Genomic DNA, 20197 nt, shown 5'->3' on the forward strand with positions numbered 1-20197 from the left:
CCAGAACCCCATGACGTCTTCGAAGCGAAACCGCGCCGAGGCCCTGCCGCAGGACCTCCAGGAAGAGCTCCGCCGCCGGCTGGCCGGCCGGGCCGCCTCCACCGCCCGCCGGGCCCTCCCGCGCGCGGACCGCACCCGGCCGCTGCCGCTGTCCTTCGCCCAGCAGCGGCTGTGGTTCCTGGACCGGCTGCGGCCCGGCGACCCCCGCTACAACAGCGCGGTCGCGCTCCGGCTCACCGGAGCGCCGGACCACACCGCCCTGACCGCCGCGCTGGAGCTGGTGGTGGGCCGGCACGAGGCGCTGCGCACCACGTTCGACGAGACCGACGGCAGACCCGCGCAGACCGTGCGGCCGGCCGGCCCGCTCCCGCTGCCGGTCCGGGACCTCACCGCTCCCGGGGACGGAAAGGCCCTGGAAGCGGCCCTGCTGGCCGAGTACGAGCGCCCCTTCGACCTGCGCACCGGGCCGCTGCTGCGGGCCCTGCTGCTGCGCGAGTCGCCCGACGCGCACGTGCTGCTGCTGACGGCCCACCACATCGTCACCGACGGCTGGTCGATGGGGGTGCTCCTGGAGGAGCTGTGCACGGCCTACGACGCCCTCGCCCAGGGCGCGGAGCCCGTGCTGGCGCCGGTGGCCGCGCAGTACCCGGACTTCGCCGTCTGGCAGCGCGAGCAGCTCTCCGGCCCCCGCCTGGAGCGCGAACTGGCCCACTGGAAGGAGCGGCTGGCGGGCGCGGTGGCGCCCGAGCTGCCGCTGGACCGGCCGCGCCGCGGCGAGGAGTCCGGCGCGGGCGCGGTGCACACCTTCACCGTCCCCGCCGCCACCACCGCCCGGCTGAAGCAGCTCGCGGCCGAGCGGCACACCACCCTGTTCGCCGCCCTGACCGCCGCCTGCCAGGCTCTGCTGGCCCGCTGGTCGGGACAGGACGACATCACCGTCGGCTCACTGACCCCGGGACGCGGCCGCACCGACCTCGAACGGGCCGTCGGCTTCTTCGTCAACACCGTGGTGCTGCGCACCCGGGTCGAGACCGCCGGATCCTTCCGCGACCTGCTCACGGCCGCGGCCGACACGGTCAACGACGCCTTCGCGCACGGCGACACGCCGTTCGAGCGGATCGTGGAGGCCGTCGGCGCGACCCGTGAGGCGGGCCGCAACCCCCTGTTCGACGTCATGGTCCTGCTGCACCCCGCGCCGCCCGCCGCCCCCGATCCGCACGGCCTGGCCACCGCTCCGGTCGCCGTGCCCCGACGGGCCGCCACCTTCGACCTGAGCGTGGAGTTCCTACCGGACGGAGACGGTCTCACCGGCCTGCTGGAGTACCGCACCGACCTGTTCGACGCGGACACGGCCACCCGCATGGCCGACCAGCTGCTGCGCCTGACGGACGCCGCCGCCGCGCAGCCGGACCGGCCGCTGGGCACCCTGCCCCTGCTCTCGCCGCGGCAGCTGGAGCAGGTCACCCGGGACTGGAACGCGACCGCCCTGCCCGTCCCCGAGGACACCCTGCCCGAGCTGTTCGCGCGGCAGGCCGCCCGCACCCCGCACGCCACCGCCCTGGTCGCCGGGGACGTGCGCCTGGACTACGCGACGCTCGACGCCCGCGCCGACCGCCTCGCCCGCCACCTGGTCGCGCGCGGTGCGGGCCCCGAGCGCCTGGTCGCCCTCGGGCTGCCCCGCACCGCCGACATGATCGTGGCGATCCTCGCCGTCTGGAAGGCCGGCGCCGGCTATCTGCCGCTGGATCCCGCGCTGCCCGAGGAGCGGGTACGGTTCCTGCTCGACGACGCCCGGCCGGCCCTCGTACTGGACGAGGCCGCGCTGCGGGACCTGCCCGGCGCCGACCCCGCCGACGCGGGCCCGCTCGCGCCGCCGGACCCGGACACCACCGCCTACGTCCTCTACACCTCCGGCTCCACCGGCCGCCCCAAGGGCGTGGCCGTGGCGCACCGGTCCGCGGCGAACCTGCTGGCGGGCCATCGCGAGGGCTTCGTCGCCGAGGCGGGCGGCGGGCCGCTGCGGGTGGCGCTGACGGCGTCGTTCTCCTTCGACACCTCACTGGAGGGCGTGCTGCTGATGGCCGACGGCCACCCGCTGCACCTGGTCGACGAGACGACCCGGCTGGACGCCGCCGCGCTGGTCGAGTACGTCGTCGAGCACCGCATCGACTTCCTGGACCTGACCCCCACCTACCTGCGCCAGCTGCTGCCCGTCGGACTGCTCACCGACCCGCGCCACCACCCCCGGGTGCTGATGCTCGGCGGCGAGCCGGTCGGGCCCGGCCTGTGGCGGGAGCTGGCCGCGCGGCGGGACGTGGCCGCGTACAACTTCTACGGGCCCACCGAGTGCACGGTCGACGCCCTGGCCTGCCGCATCGAGGGCGACGGCCGTCCGAGCGTCGGCAGGCCGCTCGCCAACGTGCGCGCCCACGTCCTCGACGACCGGCTCCGGCCCGTGCCGCCCGGGGTCGGCGGCGAGCTGTACCTGTCCGGCGTGCAACTGGCGCGCGGCTACGCGGGCCGGCCGGGGCTCACCGCCACACGGTTCCTGCCCGACCCGTTCGGCCCGCCCGGCACCCGCATGTACCGCACCGGCGACCTGGCCCGCCGGACCGCCGACGGACGTCTGGACCACCTGGGGCGCGCCGACGACCAGGTCAAGGTGCGCGGCCACCGCATCGAGCCCGGCGAGGTCGAGGCGGCCCTGACCGACCTGCCCGAGGTCGCCGCCGCCGCGGTCGTCGCCGTCACCGACCCGCACGGCCACACCCGGCTCGCCGCCTACCTGGTGCCCCGGCAGGCGGCGTCCGCCCCGTCGCGACGCCCGGCACACGACCCCGGGCTCTCGGCTCCGCCCGGGCAGGAGGACACCCCCCTCGCCGCACCGGCCGAAAGCCCGGACACATCCCGTACGCGTACATCCGGCACGAGGACCTCCGGCCGGTCCACCGGGAACACGCACCGGCCGCCGCTCCTCGACGGGCCGGTGTCGCCTGCCGGGGCACCGGCCCCCGCCGGCCGCGACGCGCGGCTCGTCGTGGCCGACGTGCGGGCGGCCTGCCGGCGCGTGCTGCCCGACCACATGGTGCCGTCCTCCTTCACCGTGCTCGACGGCCTGCCGATGACCGTCAGCGGCAAGGTCGACCGGCGTGCCCTGCCCGCCCCCGACCTCGACGGCGGCGGGCGCGACAAGGAGTTCGTCGCCCCGCGCACCCCCGAGGAGGAGACCCTCGCCCGCATCTGGGCCGAGGTGCTGGGCGCGCGCCGGGTCGGTGTGACGGACAACTTCTTCGAGCTGGGCGGCGACTCCATCCTCAGCATCCAGGCCGTCTCCCGCGCCCGGGCGGCGGGCCTCGACCTCACCTCGCGGGACGTCTTCCGCCACCAGACCGTCGCCGACCTCGCCGCCGCCGCGTCCCCGCGCACCACCGCCGCGCCCGCCCCCCGGCCACCGCGCGAGGAGGGCCCGGCGCCGCTGACGCCGGTCCAGGAGTGGTTCTTCGCCACGCACGGCCCGCTGCGGCACTTCAGCATGTCGATGCTGCTGGACCTGCCGCACGACCTGGACGAGCCGGCCCTGGAGCGCGCCCTGGAGGCACTGGCCGCCCACCACCCCGCGCTGCGCACCCGCTTCGTCCGCGCGGTGGACACCTGGGAACAGCACCCCGGCGACGGCCCGGCCGCCGGCCTGCTCACCCGCCACGACCTCGTCCGCGCCGACGACGCGGCGGCCGCCCGCGGGGAGGCCGCCGAGGCCGCCCGCGCCGCCCTCGACCCGGCCACCGGCGCCCTGCTGCGCGCCGCCCTGCTGCTGCCCCCTCCCGGCGAACGCCCCCAGCTCTTCGTCACCGCCCACCACCTGGCGGTGGACAGCGTCTCCTGGCGCGTCCTGCTCGCCGACCTCGCCCAGGCCTACCGGCAGGCGGCCCAGGGCGACCCGGTCCGACTCGAGCCCGTCCCCACGCCGTTCGCCGACTGGGCCGCACACCTGGCCCGCCGCGTACGCGCCGGCGACCTCGACGCCGACCTGCCGCACTGGACGGCCGAGGCCGCCGAACCCCGTGCCCCGCTGCCCGTGGACCGCTCCGGCACCCCGCTCGCCGGCTCGGTCCGCACCCTGCGCACCCGCGTGGACCGCGCCACCACCGGGGCTCTCCTGCGCCGGGTGCCCGCGGTCTACCGCACCCAGGTCAACGACGTGCTGCTCAGCGCGCTGAGCCGGGTCCTCGCCGACTGGACGGGCACCGAGCGGGTGACCGTCACCCTGGAGGGCCACGGCCGCGAGGACGACACGCTGGACCTGTCGCGCACGGTGGGCTGGTTCACCACCCAGTACCCCGTCACCCTCGCCCCCGCCGGACCGTCCGACGCCCCCGACTGGGGCACGACCCTCAAGAGGGTCAAGGAGCGCCTGCGGGCCGTTCCCCGCAACGGCCTCGGCTACGAGGCCCTGGCCCGCCTCGGCTCGCCCGACCCGGCCGCCCGCGCCCTGCGGGACCTGCCGCTGCCGCAGGTCTGCTTCAACTACCACGGCCAGTGGGAGGCCGGCGACGGACGGGACTTCGCCCCGGCGGACGAGGTGCCCGGCCGTGACGTCGCCGCCGACGAGCCGTCGGCCCACCTGCTGGACGTCTCCGCCGTGGTCGCCGGCGGCGAACTGGAGATCACCTGGCACTACAGCGACCAGGTGCACGACGAGGACACCGTCCGCACCCTCGCCGACGGCATGACCCGCGCGCTCGCCGCGATCACCGAGCACTGCGCCCGCCCCGGCGCGGGCGGCCGCACCCCGTCCGACTTCCCGCTGGCCCGCCTCGGCCAGGACCGCCTGGACCGGCTGGTCGGCGACGGGCAGGACGTGGAGGACGTCCTGCCGCTGACCCCGCTCCAGGAGGGCATGCTCTTCCACCGGCTGGTCGGCGGCCCCGACGACGTCTACGTCGACCAGGCGGCACTCCTGCTGGAGGGCGTCGCCGACCCGCACGCCCTCGCCGCGGCCTGGCAGCGCGTCACCGAGCGTACCCCCGCCCTGCGCACCTGCGTCGTCTGGGAGGACGTCCCGGTGCCGCTCCAGGTCGTGCGCCGGGACGTGCGGGTGCCGGTGACCCACCTCGACTGGCGGGACCTGGACGAGGCCGGGCACGCCGAGCGCCTCGCCCGGCTGCGGGCCGACGACCTGGCCCGCGGCGTCGACCTCGCCGCCGCGCCGCTGATGCGGCTGACCCTGGTCCGGCTGCCCCACGCGCGGCTGCACCTGCTGTGGACCTCCCACCACCTGATCCTGGACGGCTGGAGCCTGGCCCAGGTGCTGACCGAGGTGTGCGAGGAGTACGCGGCACTCACCGCCGGCGCCGGATCCCGGCCGCCGGTACGGCGCCCCTTCGGCGACTACGTACGCTGGCTCGCCGAGCAGGACCCCGGCGCCGCCCGCGCGCACTGGCGAGGCGTCCTCGCCGGCTTCACCGACCCCACCCCGCTGCCCGCCGACCGCCCCCTGCGCGAGGCCCACTCGGCCCGCTCCGCCGACGTCCACGCGGCCGGCCTGGACGACGTGGCGTCGGCCCGGCTGGCACGCACCGCACGCGACGCCGGACTCACCCTCAACACGGTCGTGCAGGGCGCCTGGGCGCTGCTGCTGGCCCGGTACGGAGCCGAGGACGACGTGGTGTTCGGCACCACCGTCTCCGGCCGGCCCGACGACCTGCCCGGCGTCGAGTCGATGGTGGGCATGTTCATCAACACCGTGCCCACCCGAATACGCGTCGACCCCGGACGCGCGGCCGGCGCGTGGCTGCGGGACCTGCAGGACGCCCAGGCCGAGTCGAGGCGGTTCGCGGCCGTGTCGCTGGCCGAGCTGACCCGGCTCAGCGACGTGCCGTCCGGCAGCCCGCTCTTCCACAGCATGGTCGCCTTCGAGAACTACCCCTTCGACGAGGCCCGCACGGCCGGTTCCGGGGTGCGGCTGGCCCGGGTGGCCTCCCGCGACGCCACCAACTACCCGCTCGTCCTGCGCGCCCACCACGGCGAACGCCTCGGCTTCGACCTCGCCTACGACCCCGCCCTGTTCGACGCGGCGACCGTCCGCTCGCTCGCCGACCGGCTGTGCCTGCTGCTCACGGAGCTGGCCGACGGTCCCGACCGGCCGCTGCGCGACCTGGCCCGGCCCACGGCCGGGGAACGGCGGCGGATGCTCACCGACTGGAACGGCACCGAACGGGGCCGCCCCGGCCAGACCCTGGTGGACCTGTTCGAGGAGCAGGCCGCCCGCACACCGGGCGCCGTCGCCGTCACCTGCGGCACCGAGCGTCTGGACTACGCGACGCTCGACGCCCGCGCCGGCCGGCTCGCCCACCGGCTCGCCGGGCTCGGCGCCGCGCCCGAGGAGTTCGTCGCCCTCGCCCTGCCCCGCTCCTGCGACCAGGTCGTCGCGGTCCTCGCCGTGCTGAAGACCGGCGCGGCCTACCTGCCGATCGACCCGGCCTCGCCCGCCGACCGCATCGGCCACCTCCTCGCCGACGCCGACCCGGTGACCCTGGTGACCACGACCGGCACGGCGGCCCGGGTCGACGGCACCGACGTGCCCCTGCTGCTCCTCGACGATCCGCGGGTCGGGGCCGACCTCGCCCGCCGCCCGGCCACCGGACCCGCCCCCGCCCGCCGGCCGCTGCCGGAGAGCCCCGCCTACGCCATCCACACCTCCGGCTCCACCGGCCGCCCCAAGGGCGTGGTGATCCCGCACGCCAACGTGGTCCGGCTGTTCACCCGCACCCGTGACCGGTTCGGCTTCGGCGCGGACGACGTGTGGACGATGTTCCACTCCTACGCGTTCGACTTCTCGGTGTGGGAGATGTGGGGCCCGCTGCTGCACGGCGGCCGTCTCGTCGTCGTGCCCGACGAGACGGCCCGCTCCCCGGAGGACTTCCTGCGCCTGCTGGCGGACGAGCGGGTCACCGTCCTCAACCAGACGCCCTCCGCGTTCTACCCGCTGATCCGCGCGGACGCCGAACACCCGGAGACCGGCGCCCGCCTCGCCCTGCGCACGGTGGTCTTCGGCGGCGAGGCCCTGGACGTCGGCCGGCTCGCCGACTGGTGGACGCGCCACCCGGCCTCTGCCCCGCGGCTGGTCAACATGTACGGCATCACCGAGACCACCGTGCACGTCACCCACGCCCCGCTCGATCCCGCCACCGCCCCCGACGGCCCCGCCAGTCCCATCGGCACGGCCATCGACGACCTGCGGGTGTACGTGCTCGACGCGGACCTGGCGCCCGTGCCGCCCGGCGCGACCGGCGAGCTGTACGTGGCGGGCGAGGGCCTGGCCCGCGGCTACCTGGGCCGCCCCGGCCTCACCGCCACCCGCTTCCTCGCCGACCCGTTCGGCACGCCGGGGGAGCGGATGTACCGCACGGGTGACCGGGCGAAGTGGCGGGCCGACGGCACCCTGGAGTACCTGGGCCGCGCGGACGCCCAGGTGAAGATCCGCGGCTACCGCATCGAGCCCGGTGAGATCGAGGCGGCCCTGCACACCCACCCCGGCGTCGCCGAGGCCGCGGTCGGCGTGTTCGAGGACGCCTCCGGAACCCGTCGGCTCGTGGCGCACGTCGTCGGCTCCGGCGGCCCGGCCCCCGCGGCGGCCGTGCTGCGCGCCCACCTGGAGCGCCTCCTGCCCGCCCACATGGTGCCCGCCGCCCACGTGCCGGTGGACGCCCTGCCGCTCACCGTCAACGGCAAGCTCGACCGGCGCGCACTTCCCGCACCGGGACCGGACGGCTACGCCGCCGGCACCGACCGGACACCGCCGCGCACACCCGCCGAACGGCTGGTCGCCGCCGCCTGGGCCGACGTGCTGGGAGTCGGGGAGGTGCACGCCGGCGACGACTTCTTCGCGCTCGGCGGCGACTCCATCCTCGCCGTCCGCGTCACCGCCCGCCTGCGCGCCGCGTTCGGTCCCGACGTCTCCCCGAGACTGCTGTTCACCCGCCCCACGGTGGCCGCCCTGGCCGCCGGGCTCGGCGAACCGGCCGACGGCGCGCCCGCCCCGCAGGCCGACGCGATACCGGCGACCGCCCCGCAGACCCCGGCGCCCCTGTCGTACCCCCAGCAGCGCCTGTGGTTCCTCGACCGGTTCGAGCCCGGCAGCACCGAGTACACGACGCTGTCCGTGCTCCGCCTGCGCGGACCCCTCGACGTGAGCGCCCTGCGCACCGCGCTGGACGGCCTGGTCGCCCGGCACGAGGCGCTGCGCACCACGTTCGTCGAACAGGACGGACAGGCCCGGCAGCTGGTGCACCCGCCGCACCGGGTCGACCTGCCCGTGGACGACCTCACCACGGCCCCGGACGCGCGGGCGGCGCTGGACGCGCTGCTGGAGCGCGAGGCCGCCACGCCCTTCGACCTGGCGGCCGGGCCGCTGCTGCGCGCCCGGCTGGCCCGTCCGGCCGACGGCGAGCACGTCCTCGTCCTCGCCGTCCACCACATCGTCACCGACGGCTGGTCGCTCGGCGTCCTCGGCCGGGACCTGGGCGAGCTGTACGCGGCGGCACACGAGGGCCGCCGCCCCGAACTGCCCGCACTGCCCGTCCGCTACGCCGACCACGCCGCCTGGCAGCGTGCCCGCACCGACCGCGTCGAGCGTCAACTCGCCCACTGGCAGCAGGTGCTGGACGGAGTGCCTCCGCTGGAGCCGCCGACCGACCGGCCGCGTCCCGCCGTACGGACCCGGGACGGCGCGCTGGTGACCTTCGCCCTGCCCGCCGGACTGACCGACCGGCTGCGCGAGCGGGGCCGGGAGTCCGATGCCACCCTGTACATGACGCTGCTGACCGCCTGCACGGCCCTGCTGTCCCGCTGGGCCGACCAGGACGACTTCGCCGTCGGCACCGTCACCGCGGGCCGTGAGCGCCCCGAACTGCACGACGTGGTCGGCATGTTCGTGAACACGCTGGTGCTGCGCAACCGGGTGCGCCCCGGCACGTCGTTCCGCGCGCTGCTGGAGCAGGTACGCGGCACCGTCCTGGAGGCGTTCGCCCACCAGGACGTGCCCTTCGAGCGGCTGGTGGACGCCCTCCGGCCCGAGCGGGACACCAGCCGCACCCCCCTGTTCCAGGTCATGGTCGCCCTGCACAACCTGGGCGCCGAGGCCCCCGCGCTCCCGGACCTGGACGTCGAGCCGCTCACCCCGCCGGTCCGGCACGCCACGTTCGACCTGGCCTTCGACTTCGTGGAGGGCGACGGCGGCGTCACCGGCCACCTGGAGTACGACACCGCCCTGTTCGACGAGGACACCGTCCGGCGCCTGGCCGCCCGCCTGCGGCTGCTCCTGGAGGCCGCCGCACAGGACCCCGACCGGGACGTGCGGGCGCTGGAGCTGATGACCGCCGCCGAGCGGCGCCACGTGCTCCACGACTGGCAGGGGCCGCGGCTCGCGGTCCCCGACACCACCTTCCCCGCCCTGTTCGAGGCACAGGCCGCCCGCACCCCGCACGACACCGCCCTGGTGGCACGGGACGCCACGCTCGACTTCGCCGCCCTCAACGAGCGCGCCAACCGGCTCGCCCACCACCTCCTCGCCCGGGGCGTCGCCCCCGAGCGGGTGGTCGCCGTACGACTGCCGCGCACCTCCGACCTGCCGGCGGCGGTGCTCGCCGTCGCCAAGGCGGGCGGCACCCTCCTGTGCCTCGACCCCGACCTGCCCGCCGAACGCGTCACCCACCTCCTCCGGGACGCGGCCCCGCACACCGTGCTGACCACCGGCGCGCTGCGCGAGGTGCCGTGGGACCGGCTGCCCGCCCACGACCCCACCGACCGCGACCGACCGGCCCCGCTGCGCCCGGACCACGCCGCCTACATCGTCTACACCTCCGGCTCCACCGGCCGCCCCAAGGGCGTCGTCGTCGAACACCGCCACCTGGTCAACCTCTGCCACGACCACCGCGAAGGGCTCGTCGCACCGCACACCGCGGACGGGCGGCGGCTGCGCGCCGCGCTGAGCGCCTCGTTCTCCTTCGACACCTCCTGGGAGGGGCCGCTGCTGCTCGCCCTCGGGCAGGAGGTCCACCTGGTCGACGAAGACGTGCGCCTGGACCCGGACGCGTTCTGCGCCCAGATCGCCGCACGCGGCCTGGACCTGGTGAACGTCACCCCCTCCTTCCTGCGCGAACTCACCGCCGCCGGACTCCTCGCACCCGGCCGCCACCACCCGCGCGTCCTGCTGGTCGGCGGCGAGGCGACGGGCCCCGACACCTGGCGGGAACTGGATGCCGCCGCCGGCCTCGGCGTCACCGCGTACAACATGTACGGGCCCACCGAGTGCACCGTCGACGCCACCTACGGGCGTGTCACCGACCACCCGGACCGGCCGGTCATCGGGCGCCCCGGCCGCAACCTGCGCGCCCACGTCCTCGACGGCGCCCTGCGCCCGGTGCCGCCCGGCGTGCCCGGCGAGCTGTACCTCGCCGGCGCGCAGGTGGCCCGCGGCTACCTGGGCCGCCCCGGCCCGACCGCGTCGCGTTTCGTCGCCGACCCGTTCGGCGCGCCGGGGGAGCGGATGTACCGCACCGGCGACCGCGCCCGCTGGAACGAGCGAGGGCTGCTGGAGTTCCTGGGCCGCGCCGACGAACAGATCAAGATCCGCGGGTTCCGTGTCGAACCCGGAGAGGTCGAGGCCGCGCTGCTCGCCCACCCGGACGTGTCCGAGGCCGTGGTGACGGCACGTGAGCACGCGGGCCGGCTCATGCTCGTGGCCCACCTGGTGCCCGCCGGGGACACCGTTCCGACCGCCGACGAACTGCGCCTCGCGCTCCGGCGCACCCTGCCGGACCACATGGTGCCGGCGGCGTTCGTCCCGCTGGCGCGGATCCCGCGCACCAGCAGCGGCAAGACCGACCGGCGCGCCCTGCCCGCCCCGCCCGCGCAGCCCGACCCCGCCACGACCTACGTGGCACCGCGCCCCGGCACCGAGGAGACGCTGGCCGCGATCTGGGCGGACGTCCTGCGGGTCGAACGGGTGGGTGCGCGGGACAACTTCTTCGCGCTCGGCGGCGACTCCATCCTCAGCATCCAGATCGTCTCCCGGGCCCGCCGGGCCGGACTGGCGCTGACCACCAAGGACGTCTTCCGCCACCAGACCGTCGCCGAACTCGCCCTGCGCGTCACCGAGGCGGCACCCGCCGCGGCGGACGCGGCCGTGCCCGCCGACGCACCGCTCGCCCCGATCCAGCGCTGGTACCTCGACGGCCGCCGCCCCGGCGACCCGCTGCGCTTCACCATGTCGCAGCGGATCGAACTGGCCCCCGGCACCGGCATGTCCGCCCTGCGCCCCGCCGTGGACGCCCTCGTGGGCCACCACCCGGCCCTGCGCACCCGCTTCCGCCGCACCGACGACGGCCGGCGCCAGGAGGTCCTGCCGGACGTCCCGGACGGCATCCTCACCCACCACGACCTCACCGGCCTGGACGGCCCCGCGCTGGAGGCCGAGGTGCGGCGCGCGGCGGACGCGGCCCGGGCGTCCCTCGACCCGGCCGAGGGCCGGATGGTGCGCGTCCTGTTCCTCGACCGCGGCCCGGACCTGCCCGCGCAACTCCTCGTCACCGTCCACCACCTGGCCGTCGACGGCGTCTCCTGGCGGATCCTGCTGGCCGATCTGGAGACCGCCCACCGCTGCGTCGCGGACGGACGCCCCGTCGAGCTGCCCCCGGCCGGAACCCCGTTCGGCCACTGGGCGGCCCGGCTGGAGGCGCACACCCGGTCCGGCGCCCTGGACGGCGACCTCGCCCACTGGGAGCGCACCGCGGCGGCCCCCGCCGGCCTGCCCGCGGGCCGGCCCGGCCCCAACACCCACGGCACCGCCGCCACGGTCACCGTGGAACTCGAGCCGGAGACGACCGAGGCCCTGCTGCGCCGGGTCCCGGAGGTCTACCGCACCCAGGTCAACGACGTCCTGCTCAGCGCCCTCGGCCACACCCTGTCCCGCTGGTGCGGACGCGACACCGTGCTGGTCGGCGTGGAGGGCCACGGCCGCGAGGACCTCTTCGACGACGTGGACCTCTCCCGGACGGTCGGCTGGTTCACCGCCGAGTTCCCCCTCGCGCTGAGCGTCGACCCCGACGCCGGCTGGCACGACACCCTGCGCTCGGTCAAGGAGCAGCTGCGCGCGGTGCCGCTGCACGGCCTGAGCCACGGCGCGCTGCGCCACCTGCTGCCCGACAGCCCGCTGGCCGCCGCCCCGGCGCCGCGGGTCGGCTTCAACTACCACGGCCGGTGGGACGCCGACGGGAGCCGGAGCGGCCTCTACGGCGCCGCCCTGCCCCCGGCCGGCTCCGACACCGACCCCGACGAACCCCGCCCCTACCTGCTGGACGTCACCGGCGTGGTCCAGGGCGGCCGCCTCGAACTCGGCTGGACCTACCCGCCGGCCGTCTACGACGAGTCCACCGTCCGCGAACTCGCCGACGGGATGTGCGCGGCGCTGCGCGACATCGCGGCCCACTGCGCCCGCCCGGACGCGGGCGGCCGCACTCCGTCGGACTTCCCGCTCGCCGGGCTCGACCAGAGGGAGCTGGACCGCCTGGTGGGCGACGGCCGGCACGTGGCCGACGTCCTGCCGCTGACACCCCTGCAGGCCGGCATGCTCTTCCACGGTCTGGTCGACACGGCGGGCGCCTACTTCGACCGGACGGCCGTACGGCTGTCCGGGGTGGCCGACCCGCACGCCTTCGCCGCGGCCTGGCAGCAGGTGGCCGACCGCACCGGGGCCCTGCGCACCAGCGTCCACTGGCAGGGCCTGCCGCACCCGGTCCAGGTCGTCCACCACCGCGTGGAGCTGCCCGTCACCCACCTGGACTGGCGGCACCTGACGCCCGGGCAGCGCGGGAGGGAGACCGGGGAGCTGCTGGCCGCCGACCGCGCGGCGGGCATGGACCTCACCACCGCGCCCCTCACCCGCATCACCCTGGCCACGCTGCCCGGCGACGAGATCCTGCTGCTGTGGTCCTCCCACCACCTGATCCTGGACGGCTGGAGCACCGGGCAGCTGCTCACCGAGGTGTGCGAGCGCTACGCCGCGCTCACCGGCGGCCGCGAGGCCCCCGCGCCGGCCAGGCGCCCGTTCTCCGACTTCCTGCGCTGGCTGCACGACCAGGACGAGGGCGCGGCCGAGGCGTACTGGGCCGGCGCCCTCGCCGGCTTCCCGGCCCGCACCCCGCTGCCGTACGACCGCACACCGGCCGGGGCACACCGCGCCCGCGCCGCCGCCACGGCGCACCGGCGGCTGGACGAGCGGGTCTCGGCGCGGCTGCGGGAGGCGGCGGCACGGGCCGGGCTGACGGTGAACACCGTGATCGAGGGCGCCTGGGCGCTGCTGCTGGCCCGCCACGGCGGACGCGACGACATCGTGTTCGGCACGACCGTCTCCGGGCGTCCGGCCGAACTGCCCGGCGTGGAGGCGATGACCGGCATGTTCATCAACACCGTGCCCACCCGGATCCGCGTCACGGGCGGAGGAGCGGCCTCCTGGCTGCGGGACGTGCAGGAGCGGCAGAGCGACGCCCGCCGCTTCGACTTCCTCGCGCTGCCCCGCATCCAGGCGCTGAGCGAGGTCCCGGCCGGCGAGGCGCTGTTCGACAGCATGGTGGTCTTCGAGAACTACCCCGTCGACGCGTCCGCCACGGCCCGCACGGGCGTGCGCGTCGAGGAGGTGCGGGCCGACGACGCGCCGACCTTCCCACTGTGCCTGCGCGCCCACCTCGGCGACCGGCTCGGCATCGACCTCGCCTACGACGCCGACCTGTTCGACGCGGACACGGCCGAACGCCTCGCGGCCAGACTCGCGGTCGTCCTGACCGCCCTCGCCGACGCCCTGGGGGCCGACGCGGACGTCACCGGCCTCGAGCCGCTGACCGAGGACGACCGCGCCCTGCTCCAGCGGTGGGACGCCACCACCCGGCCGGCGGCACCGCGCAGCCCCGTCGAGCTGTTCGCCGAGCAGGTCCGCCGCACCCCCGACGCGCCCGCCCTGCGCGACGCCGGCACGGAGCTGACGTACCGCCGCCTCGACGACTGGTCCGACGCCGTGGCGTCCCGGCTCCTCGCCGGCGGCCTGCGGGCCGAGGACCGGGTGGCGCTGCTGATGGACCGCTGCCCCGAACTCGTCGTCGCCCAGCTCGCCGTCCTCAAGGCGGGCGGCGCCTACGTGCCGGTGGACGTCCGGGCCCCCGAGGAGCGGCGCCGCACCCTGATCGGGTGGGCGGGCGCGGCGGCCCGGCTGACCGCCGCGGACGTCGCCGCCGCACGCACCCCCGCGGCGGGCGCGCCCGCCGCCGTACCCGCGGACGCCGACCGGCCGGCGTACGTGATGTTCACCTCCGGGTCGACCGGCGAGCCCAAGGCCGTCGCGGTACGCCACCGCGACGTGGCCGCCCTCGCCACCGACAGCCGCTTCACCGGCGGGGTGTGCGACCGGGTGCTGCTGCACTCCCCGGTGGCCTTCGACGCCGCCACCTTCGAGGTGTGGGCGCCCCTGCTGAACGGCGGCTGCGTGGTCGTGGCACCGCCCCGGCCCGTGGACGCGGCGCTGCTGCGGAACCTGGTCCGCGACGGGGGCCTGAGCGCGCTGTGGCTGACCGCCGGCCTCTTCCGGCTGCTGGCGCAGGACGCGCCGGACTGCTTCGCCGGCCTGCGCCAGGTGTGGACCGGCGGCGACGTGGTGCCCGCCGCGGCCGTACGCCGCGTGCTGTCCGCCTGCCCCGGCCTGACCGTCGTGGACGGCTACGGCCCCACCGAGGCGACGACGTTCGCGACCGCCTTCGCGCTCACCGACGCGACGGCCGTCCCCGACACCGTGCCCGTCGGCCACCCGCTCGACGACATGCGGGTCCACGTCCTCGACGGCCGTCTGCGGCCCGTACCACCGGGCTGCGCCGGCGAGCTGTACCTCGCCGGCGAGGGCGTGGCACGCGGCTACCTGGGCCGTCCCGGCGACACCGCCGCCCGCTTCCTCGCCGACCCCGCCGGCCCGCCCGGCACCCGCATGTACCGCACCGGCGACCTGGCCCGCCGCCGCCCCGACGGCACGGTCGAGTTCCTGGGCCGCGCCGACGACCAGGTGAAGATACGCGGCTTCCGCGTCGAACCCGGCGAGGTGGAGGCGGCCCTCGCGGCACATCCCGGCGTCGCGGACGTGGCGGTGCTGGCCCGCGAGGACCGGCCCGGCAGCCGGCGCCTGGTGGCCTACCTGGTCGGCCCCGAGGACCTCACGGACGTCCGGGAGTTCGCCCGGCGCTCGCTCCCCGACCACCTCGTGCCCTCGGCGTTCGTCGCCCTGCCCGCGCTGCCGCTCAGCGGCAACGGCAAGGTCGACCGGGCGGCGCTCCCGGCGCCAGAGCCCGAGGGCGGCGACCGGCGGGGCGCGCCGACCGCGCCGCGCACCGACGCCGAGCGGCGCACCGCCGACGTCTTCGCGGAGGTCCTGTCCGTGCGGCGGCCCGGCGTGGAGGACGACTTCTTCCAGCTGGGCGGCGACTCCATCCTCAGCATCCGGCTGGCCGCCCGCCTGTCCGAGGCGTTCGGTACCGACCTGTCACCGCGGGCGGTGTTCACCCACCCGACCCCCGCCGCCCTCGCCGCCCTGCTCACCGAGGAGCCGTCCGGCGACGCCGCGCCCACCGCGATCGTCCCGGTCCCCCGCGACACGCCCGCCCCGATGTCGTACGCCCAGCAACGCCTGTGGTTCCTGGAGGAGTTCGCGCCGGGCAGCGGAGAGTACGTCACCGCGTCGGCCCTGCGCCTGCGCGGCCGGCTCGACGTGCCCGCCCTGACCGCCGCCCTGCGCGCCCTGGTCGAGCGGCACGAGGCGCTGCGCACCACCTTCGACACGGTGGACGGCCACGGCGTGCAGGTCGTCCACCCGGCACCGGACGTGCCGCTGCCGCTGCACGACCTGTCGCAGACGGCGGAAACCGACCGTGCGGCCCGGCTGGAGGAGCTGCTGGAGGCCGAGCGCGCCCGCACGTTCGACCTGCGGCGCGGCCCGCTGCTGCACGCGGGGCTGATCAGGCTCTCGGACGACGAGCACGTCCTGACGCTGACCCTGCACCACATCGTCACCGACGGCTGGTCCACCGGAGTGCTCACCGGCGACCTCGCCCACTTCTACCGGGCCGGACGGGGTGAGGGAGCAGGGCAGTTGCCGCCGCTTGCGGTGCAGTACGCCGACTACGCCCACTGGCAGCGCGGCAGCGGCGCGGACGAACACCTCGCGTACTGGAAGGAGCACCTGACCGGTCTGGAGACGCTGGACCTGCCCACCGACCGGCCGCGTCCGGCGGTGCGCACCCACGACGGCGCCACCGTGCCCCTCGTCCTGCCGCGCGGCACGGCCCGCCGTCTCGCCCAGGTGGGCCGGGACCGGCAGGCCACCCTGTTCACCACGCTGGTCGCCGCCGCACAGACCTACCTGGCCCGCCTGACCGGCGGCCGTGACATCACCGTCGGCACGGTCACCTCCGGCCGCGACCGCGCCGAGACCCAGCACCTCGTCGGGTTCTTCGTCAACACCCTCGTCCTGCGCTCCCGCGTCGAACCCGACCGTCCCTTCCCCGAGTTCCTCACCGAGGTGCGCGCGACCGTACTGGACGCCCTCGCCCACCAGGAGGCGCCGTTCGAGCGGGTGGTGGACGAGGTGCAGCCGGTCCGCGACACCAGCCGCACCCCCCTGTTCCAGGTCATGGTGGTGCTGCAGAACGCCCCGGGCGCCGACCTCGACCTGCCCGGCATCGAGGTCACCGACGTCGACACGGAACTGCGGCACGCGGCGTTCGACCTCACCCTGGAGTTCGCCGAGACCCCCGCCGGAGAACTGCACGGCCTGCTCACCTACAACACCGGCCTGTTCGACGCGGCCACCGCCGAACGGATGGCCGACCAGCTCGGCACGCTCCTGACCGCCGTCGCCGACGACCCCGACCGGCCCGTGGGCGCCCTGCCCCTCGCCACCGACGAGACGCTCAAGGCCGTCCTCGACCAGGGACGGGGCACCGTCCGCCCGGTACCGGCGGCGACGCTGCCGGACCTGTTCGAACAGCAGGCGGCCCGCACGCCCGATGCCGTGGCCCTGGCCGACGCCGACGGCCGCGAGCTGACGTACGCGCAGGTCGAGCGCGCCGCCAACCGGCTGGCGCACCGGCTCATCGCCCGGGGCGTGGGACCCGAGCGGATCGTGGCGCTGGCCCTGCCCCGCGGCGCGGAGACGGTGGTGGCCCAGCTCGCCGTGGCCAAGGCCGGCGGTGCCTTCCTGCCCGTCGACCCGGACTACCCCGAGCAGCGGCGGGAGTTCATGCTGCGCGACGCGGACGCCTGGCTCGTGCTGGACGACCCCGCCGTCGTACGGGACGCGGACGGGCCGGACGCCGCGCCCACGGACGCCGACCGCACGGCCCCGCTGACCGTCACCCACCCGGCGTACGTGATCTACACGTCCGGTTCCACCGGCACACCCAAGGGCGTGACGGTGACGCACAGCGGCCTGGCCGCCTTCGCCGCGGCCGCCGCCGACCGCTACGACGCGGGCCCCGGCGACCGGGTCCTGCAGTTCGCCTCGCCCAGCTTCGACGCCTCCGTGCTCGAGCTGTGCGTGTCCCTGCTCGGCGGAGCCACCCTCGTCACCGGGGAGGAAGGCCCCCTCGTCGGCGAGCGGCTCGCCCAGGCCCTCACCGAGCGGCGCGTCAGCCACACGCTGATCCCGCCCGCCGCCCTGGCCACGGTCGACCCCCGGGCCGCCGGCGCACTGCCGCACCTGCGCACCCTGATCGTCGGCGCCGAGGCGTGCCCGGCCCACCTCGTCGAACGGTGGGCACCCGGCCGACGCATGATCAACTCCTACGGTCCGACCGAGGCCACCGTCGTCGCCACCTGGACCGGCCCCCTCACCCCCGGCACGGGCGCACCGCCGATCGGCCGCCCGGCGGGCGCCACCCGTGTCCACGTCCTCGACGCGGCCCTGCGCCCCGTCCCGCCCGGCGTCACCGGCGACCTGTACGTGGCCGGACCGGGACTGGCCCGCGGCTATCTGAACCGGCCCGGCCCGACCGCCTCGCGTTTCGTCGCCGACCCGTTCGGCGCGCCGGGGGAGCGGATGTACCGCACCGGCGACCTGGCCCGCTGGGACGCGTCCGGCGAACTGCGCTTCGCCGGACGCGCCGACGACCAGGTCAAGCTGCGCGGCTTCCGTATCGAGCCCGGGGAGATCGAGAGCGCGCTGCGCCGCAGCCCGCGGGTGCGCGACGCGGTGGTCACCGTCCGCGGCGGCACCGGCCCGGACGGCCGCTCCGGCGGACGGCTCGTGGCCCACGTGGTGCCCGCCGGGGGCACCACGGGGGAACTGCCGGTGCCCGAGCTGCGCGACCACCTCGCCGGGCTGCTCCCGCCGCACATGGTCCCGTCGGCGTTCGTGCCGCTGGAACGCCTGCCGCTCACCCCGAACGGCAAGACCGACCGCGCCGCCCTGCCCGACCCCGGCCCCGCGCACACCGCCACCACACCGCGCACGGCACCGCGCACCGACACCGAACACCGCATCGCCCGCATCTGGGCCGACGTCCTCGGCGTGGCGGACGTCGGCGCGCACGACAACTTCTTCCACCTCGGCGGCGACTCCATCCTCAGCATGCAGGTCGTCTCACGGCTGCGGCGGGAGGGACTGCACCTGGCCACCCGCGACCTGTTCACCCACCAGACGGTCGCCGAACTGGCCACCGTCGTCACCGACGCTCCCCAGCACTCCGGGGAGGGGCCGGTGAGCGGAGACGTGCCGCTCACCCCCATCCAGGAGTGGTTCCTCAGCAGCCCGCGCGCCCGCCACGGCCACTTCAACCAGTCGCTGCTGCTGGAACTCGGCGCCCCCCTGGACGCCGCCGCCCTGGAAACGGCCCTGAACGCCCTGCTCGACCACCACGACGCCCTGCGCATGCGCTTCACCGAGGACGAAGGCGGCTGGCGCCAGTTCAACCCGCCGCCGTCCGACACCGGCCGCGACCGGCTCCTGAACCGCCACGACCTGAGCGGGCTGACTCCCGCCGAGGCCGACGCGGCGATGGAGGAGGCCGCCGACGACCTGCACACCGGCTTCGACCTGGCGCGCGGCCCGCTGCTGCGGGCGGCCCTGTTCACCGGGGACGCCGGCCGGCCCGCCTTCCTCCTCCTGGTCGCGCACCACCTCGTCGTGGACGCCGTGTCCTGGCGCATCCTGCGCGACGACCTGGAAGCCGCCTACCGGCAGGCCGTCCGGGGCGAGCCCGTCACGCCGGGCGAACGCACCACCTCCTTCCGCGACTGGGCCCGAGGCCTCGCCGCACACGTCGCGGCCGGAGCCCTCGACGACGAACTGCCCTACTGGGAGCGGGCGGTCGACGCCGGGTCGCTGCCGGCCGGGACGCCGACCGGGCCACAGACGGGCCCCGTCGACACGCTCACCGTCGAACTGGACGAGGCGGACACCGAGGCACTGCTGCGCGCCGCGCCGACCGCCTACCGCACCCGCGTCAACGACGTGCTGCTCGCCGCCCTCGCCCTGGCCCTGGCCCGCTGGACCGGCCGCGAGGAGGTCCGCCTGGACCTGGAGGGACACGGCCGCGAGGACGTCCTCGACGACGTGGACCTCTCCCGCACGGTCGGCTGGTTCACCACCGTCCACCCCATCGCCCTCCAGGTGCCCGAACCCGCCGGCCCCGGCTCCACCCGGGACTGGCGGACCCTGGTGAAGTCGGTGCGCCGCCAGCTGCGCGCCGTGCCCGGCAACGGCCTGGGCTTCGGCGCACTGCGCACCTTCGGACCGCCCGAGGTGCGCGAGCGGCTCGGACGGGCCGCGCACGGACAGGTCGTCTTCAACTACCTCGGCCAGTGGGACGCCCGCCCGGAGAGCCCCGGCGACGGCCTGGTGCGCGCCGAGCACGGGTCGTTCGGCCGGCACCACGACCCGCGCGACAGCGGCTCCCACCCGCTGGAGGTCGTCGGCGCGGTGCAGGGCGGCCGGCTGTCCTTCACCTGGCACCACCGGCCCGCCCTCCACCCCACGGACGCCGTGCGACGTGTCGCGGACGACTTCGCCGAGGCCCTGCGCCACATCGCCCGCCACGCCCGGAACAGCCGGTGAGCCCCCGCCCCGCGATCCGCGCCCCACCGCCGGGCACCCCACCGCCAGCCCTTC

1 protein-coding gene is annotated in these 20197 nt (G+C 76.5%); it reads left to right on the forward strand.

The window, feature by feature from the left end; all coding sequences use genetic code 11:
* Positions 1 to 10: 10 nt before the first annotated feature.
* Positions 11 to 20143, forward strand: coding sequence for a non-ribosomal peptide synthase/polyketide synthase (locus ORI94_RS06915; RefSeq protein ID WP_266073477.1), 20133 nt, complete (start codon positions 11 to 13; stop codon positions 20141 to 20143).
* Positions 20144 to 20197: the final 54 nt, after the last annotated feature.

The sequence above is a fragment of the Streptomyces sp. NEAU-W12 genome (assembly GCF_026242095.1).
Classification (GTDB): domain Bacteria; phylum Actinomycetota; class Actinomycetes; order Streptomycetales; family Streptomycetaceae; genus Streptomyces.

Excerpts from the sequence above, each read along its gene's own strand:
- ORI94_RS06915 (WP_266073477.1), top strand. The coding sequence starts at position 11 with ATGACGTCTTCGAAGCGAAACCGCGCCGAGGCCCTGCCGCAGGACCTC.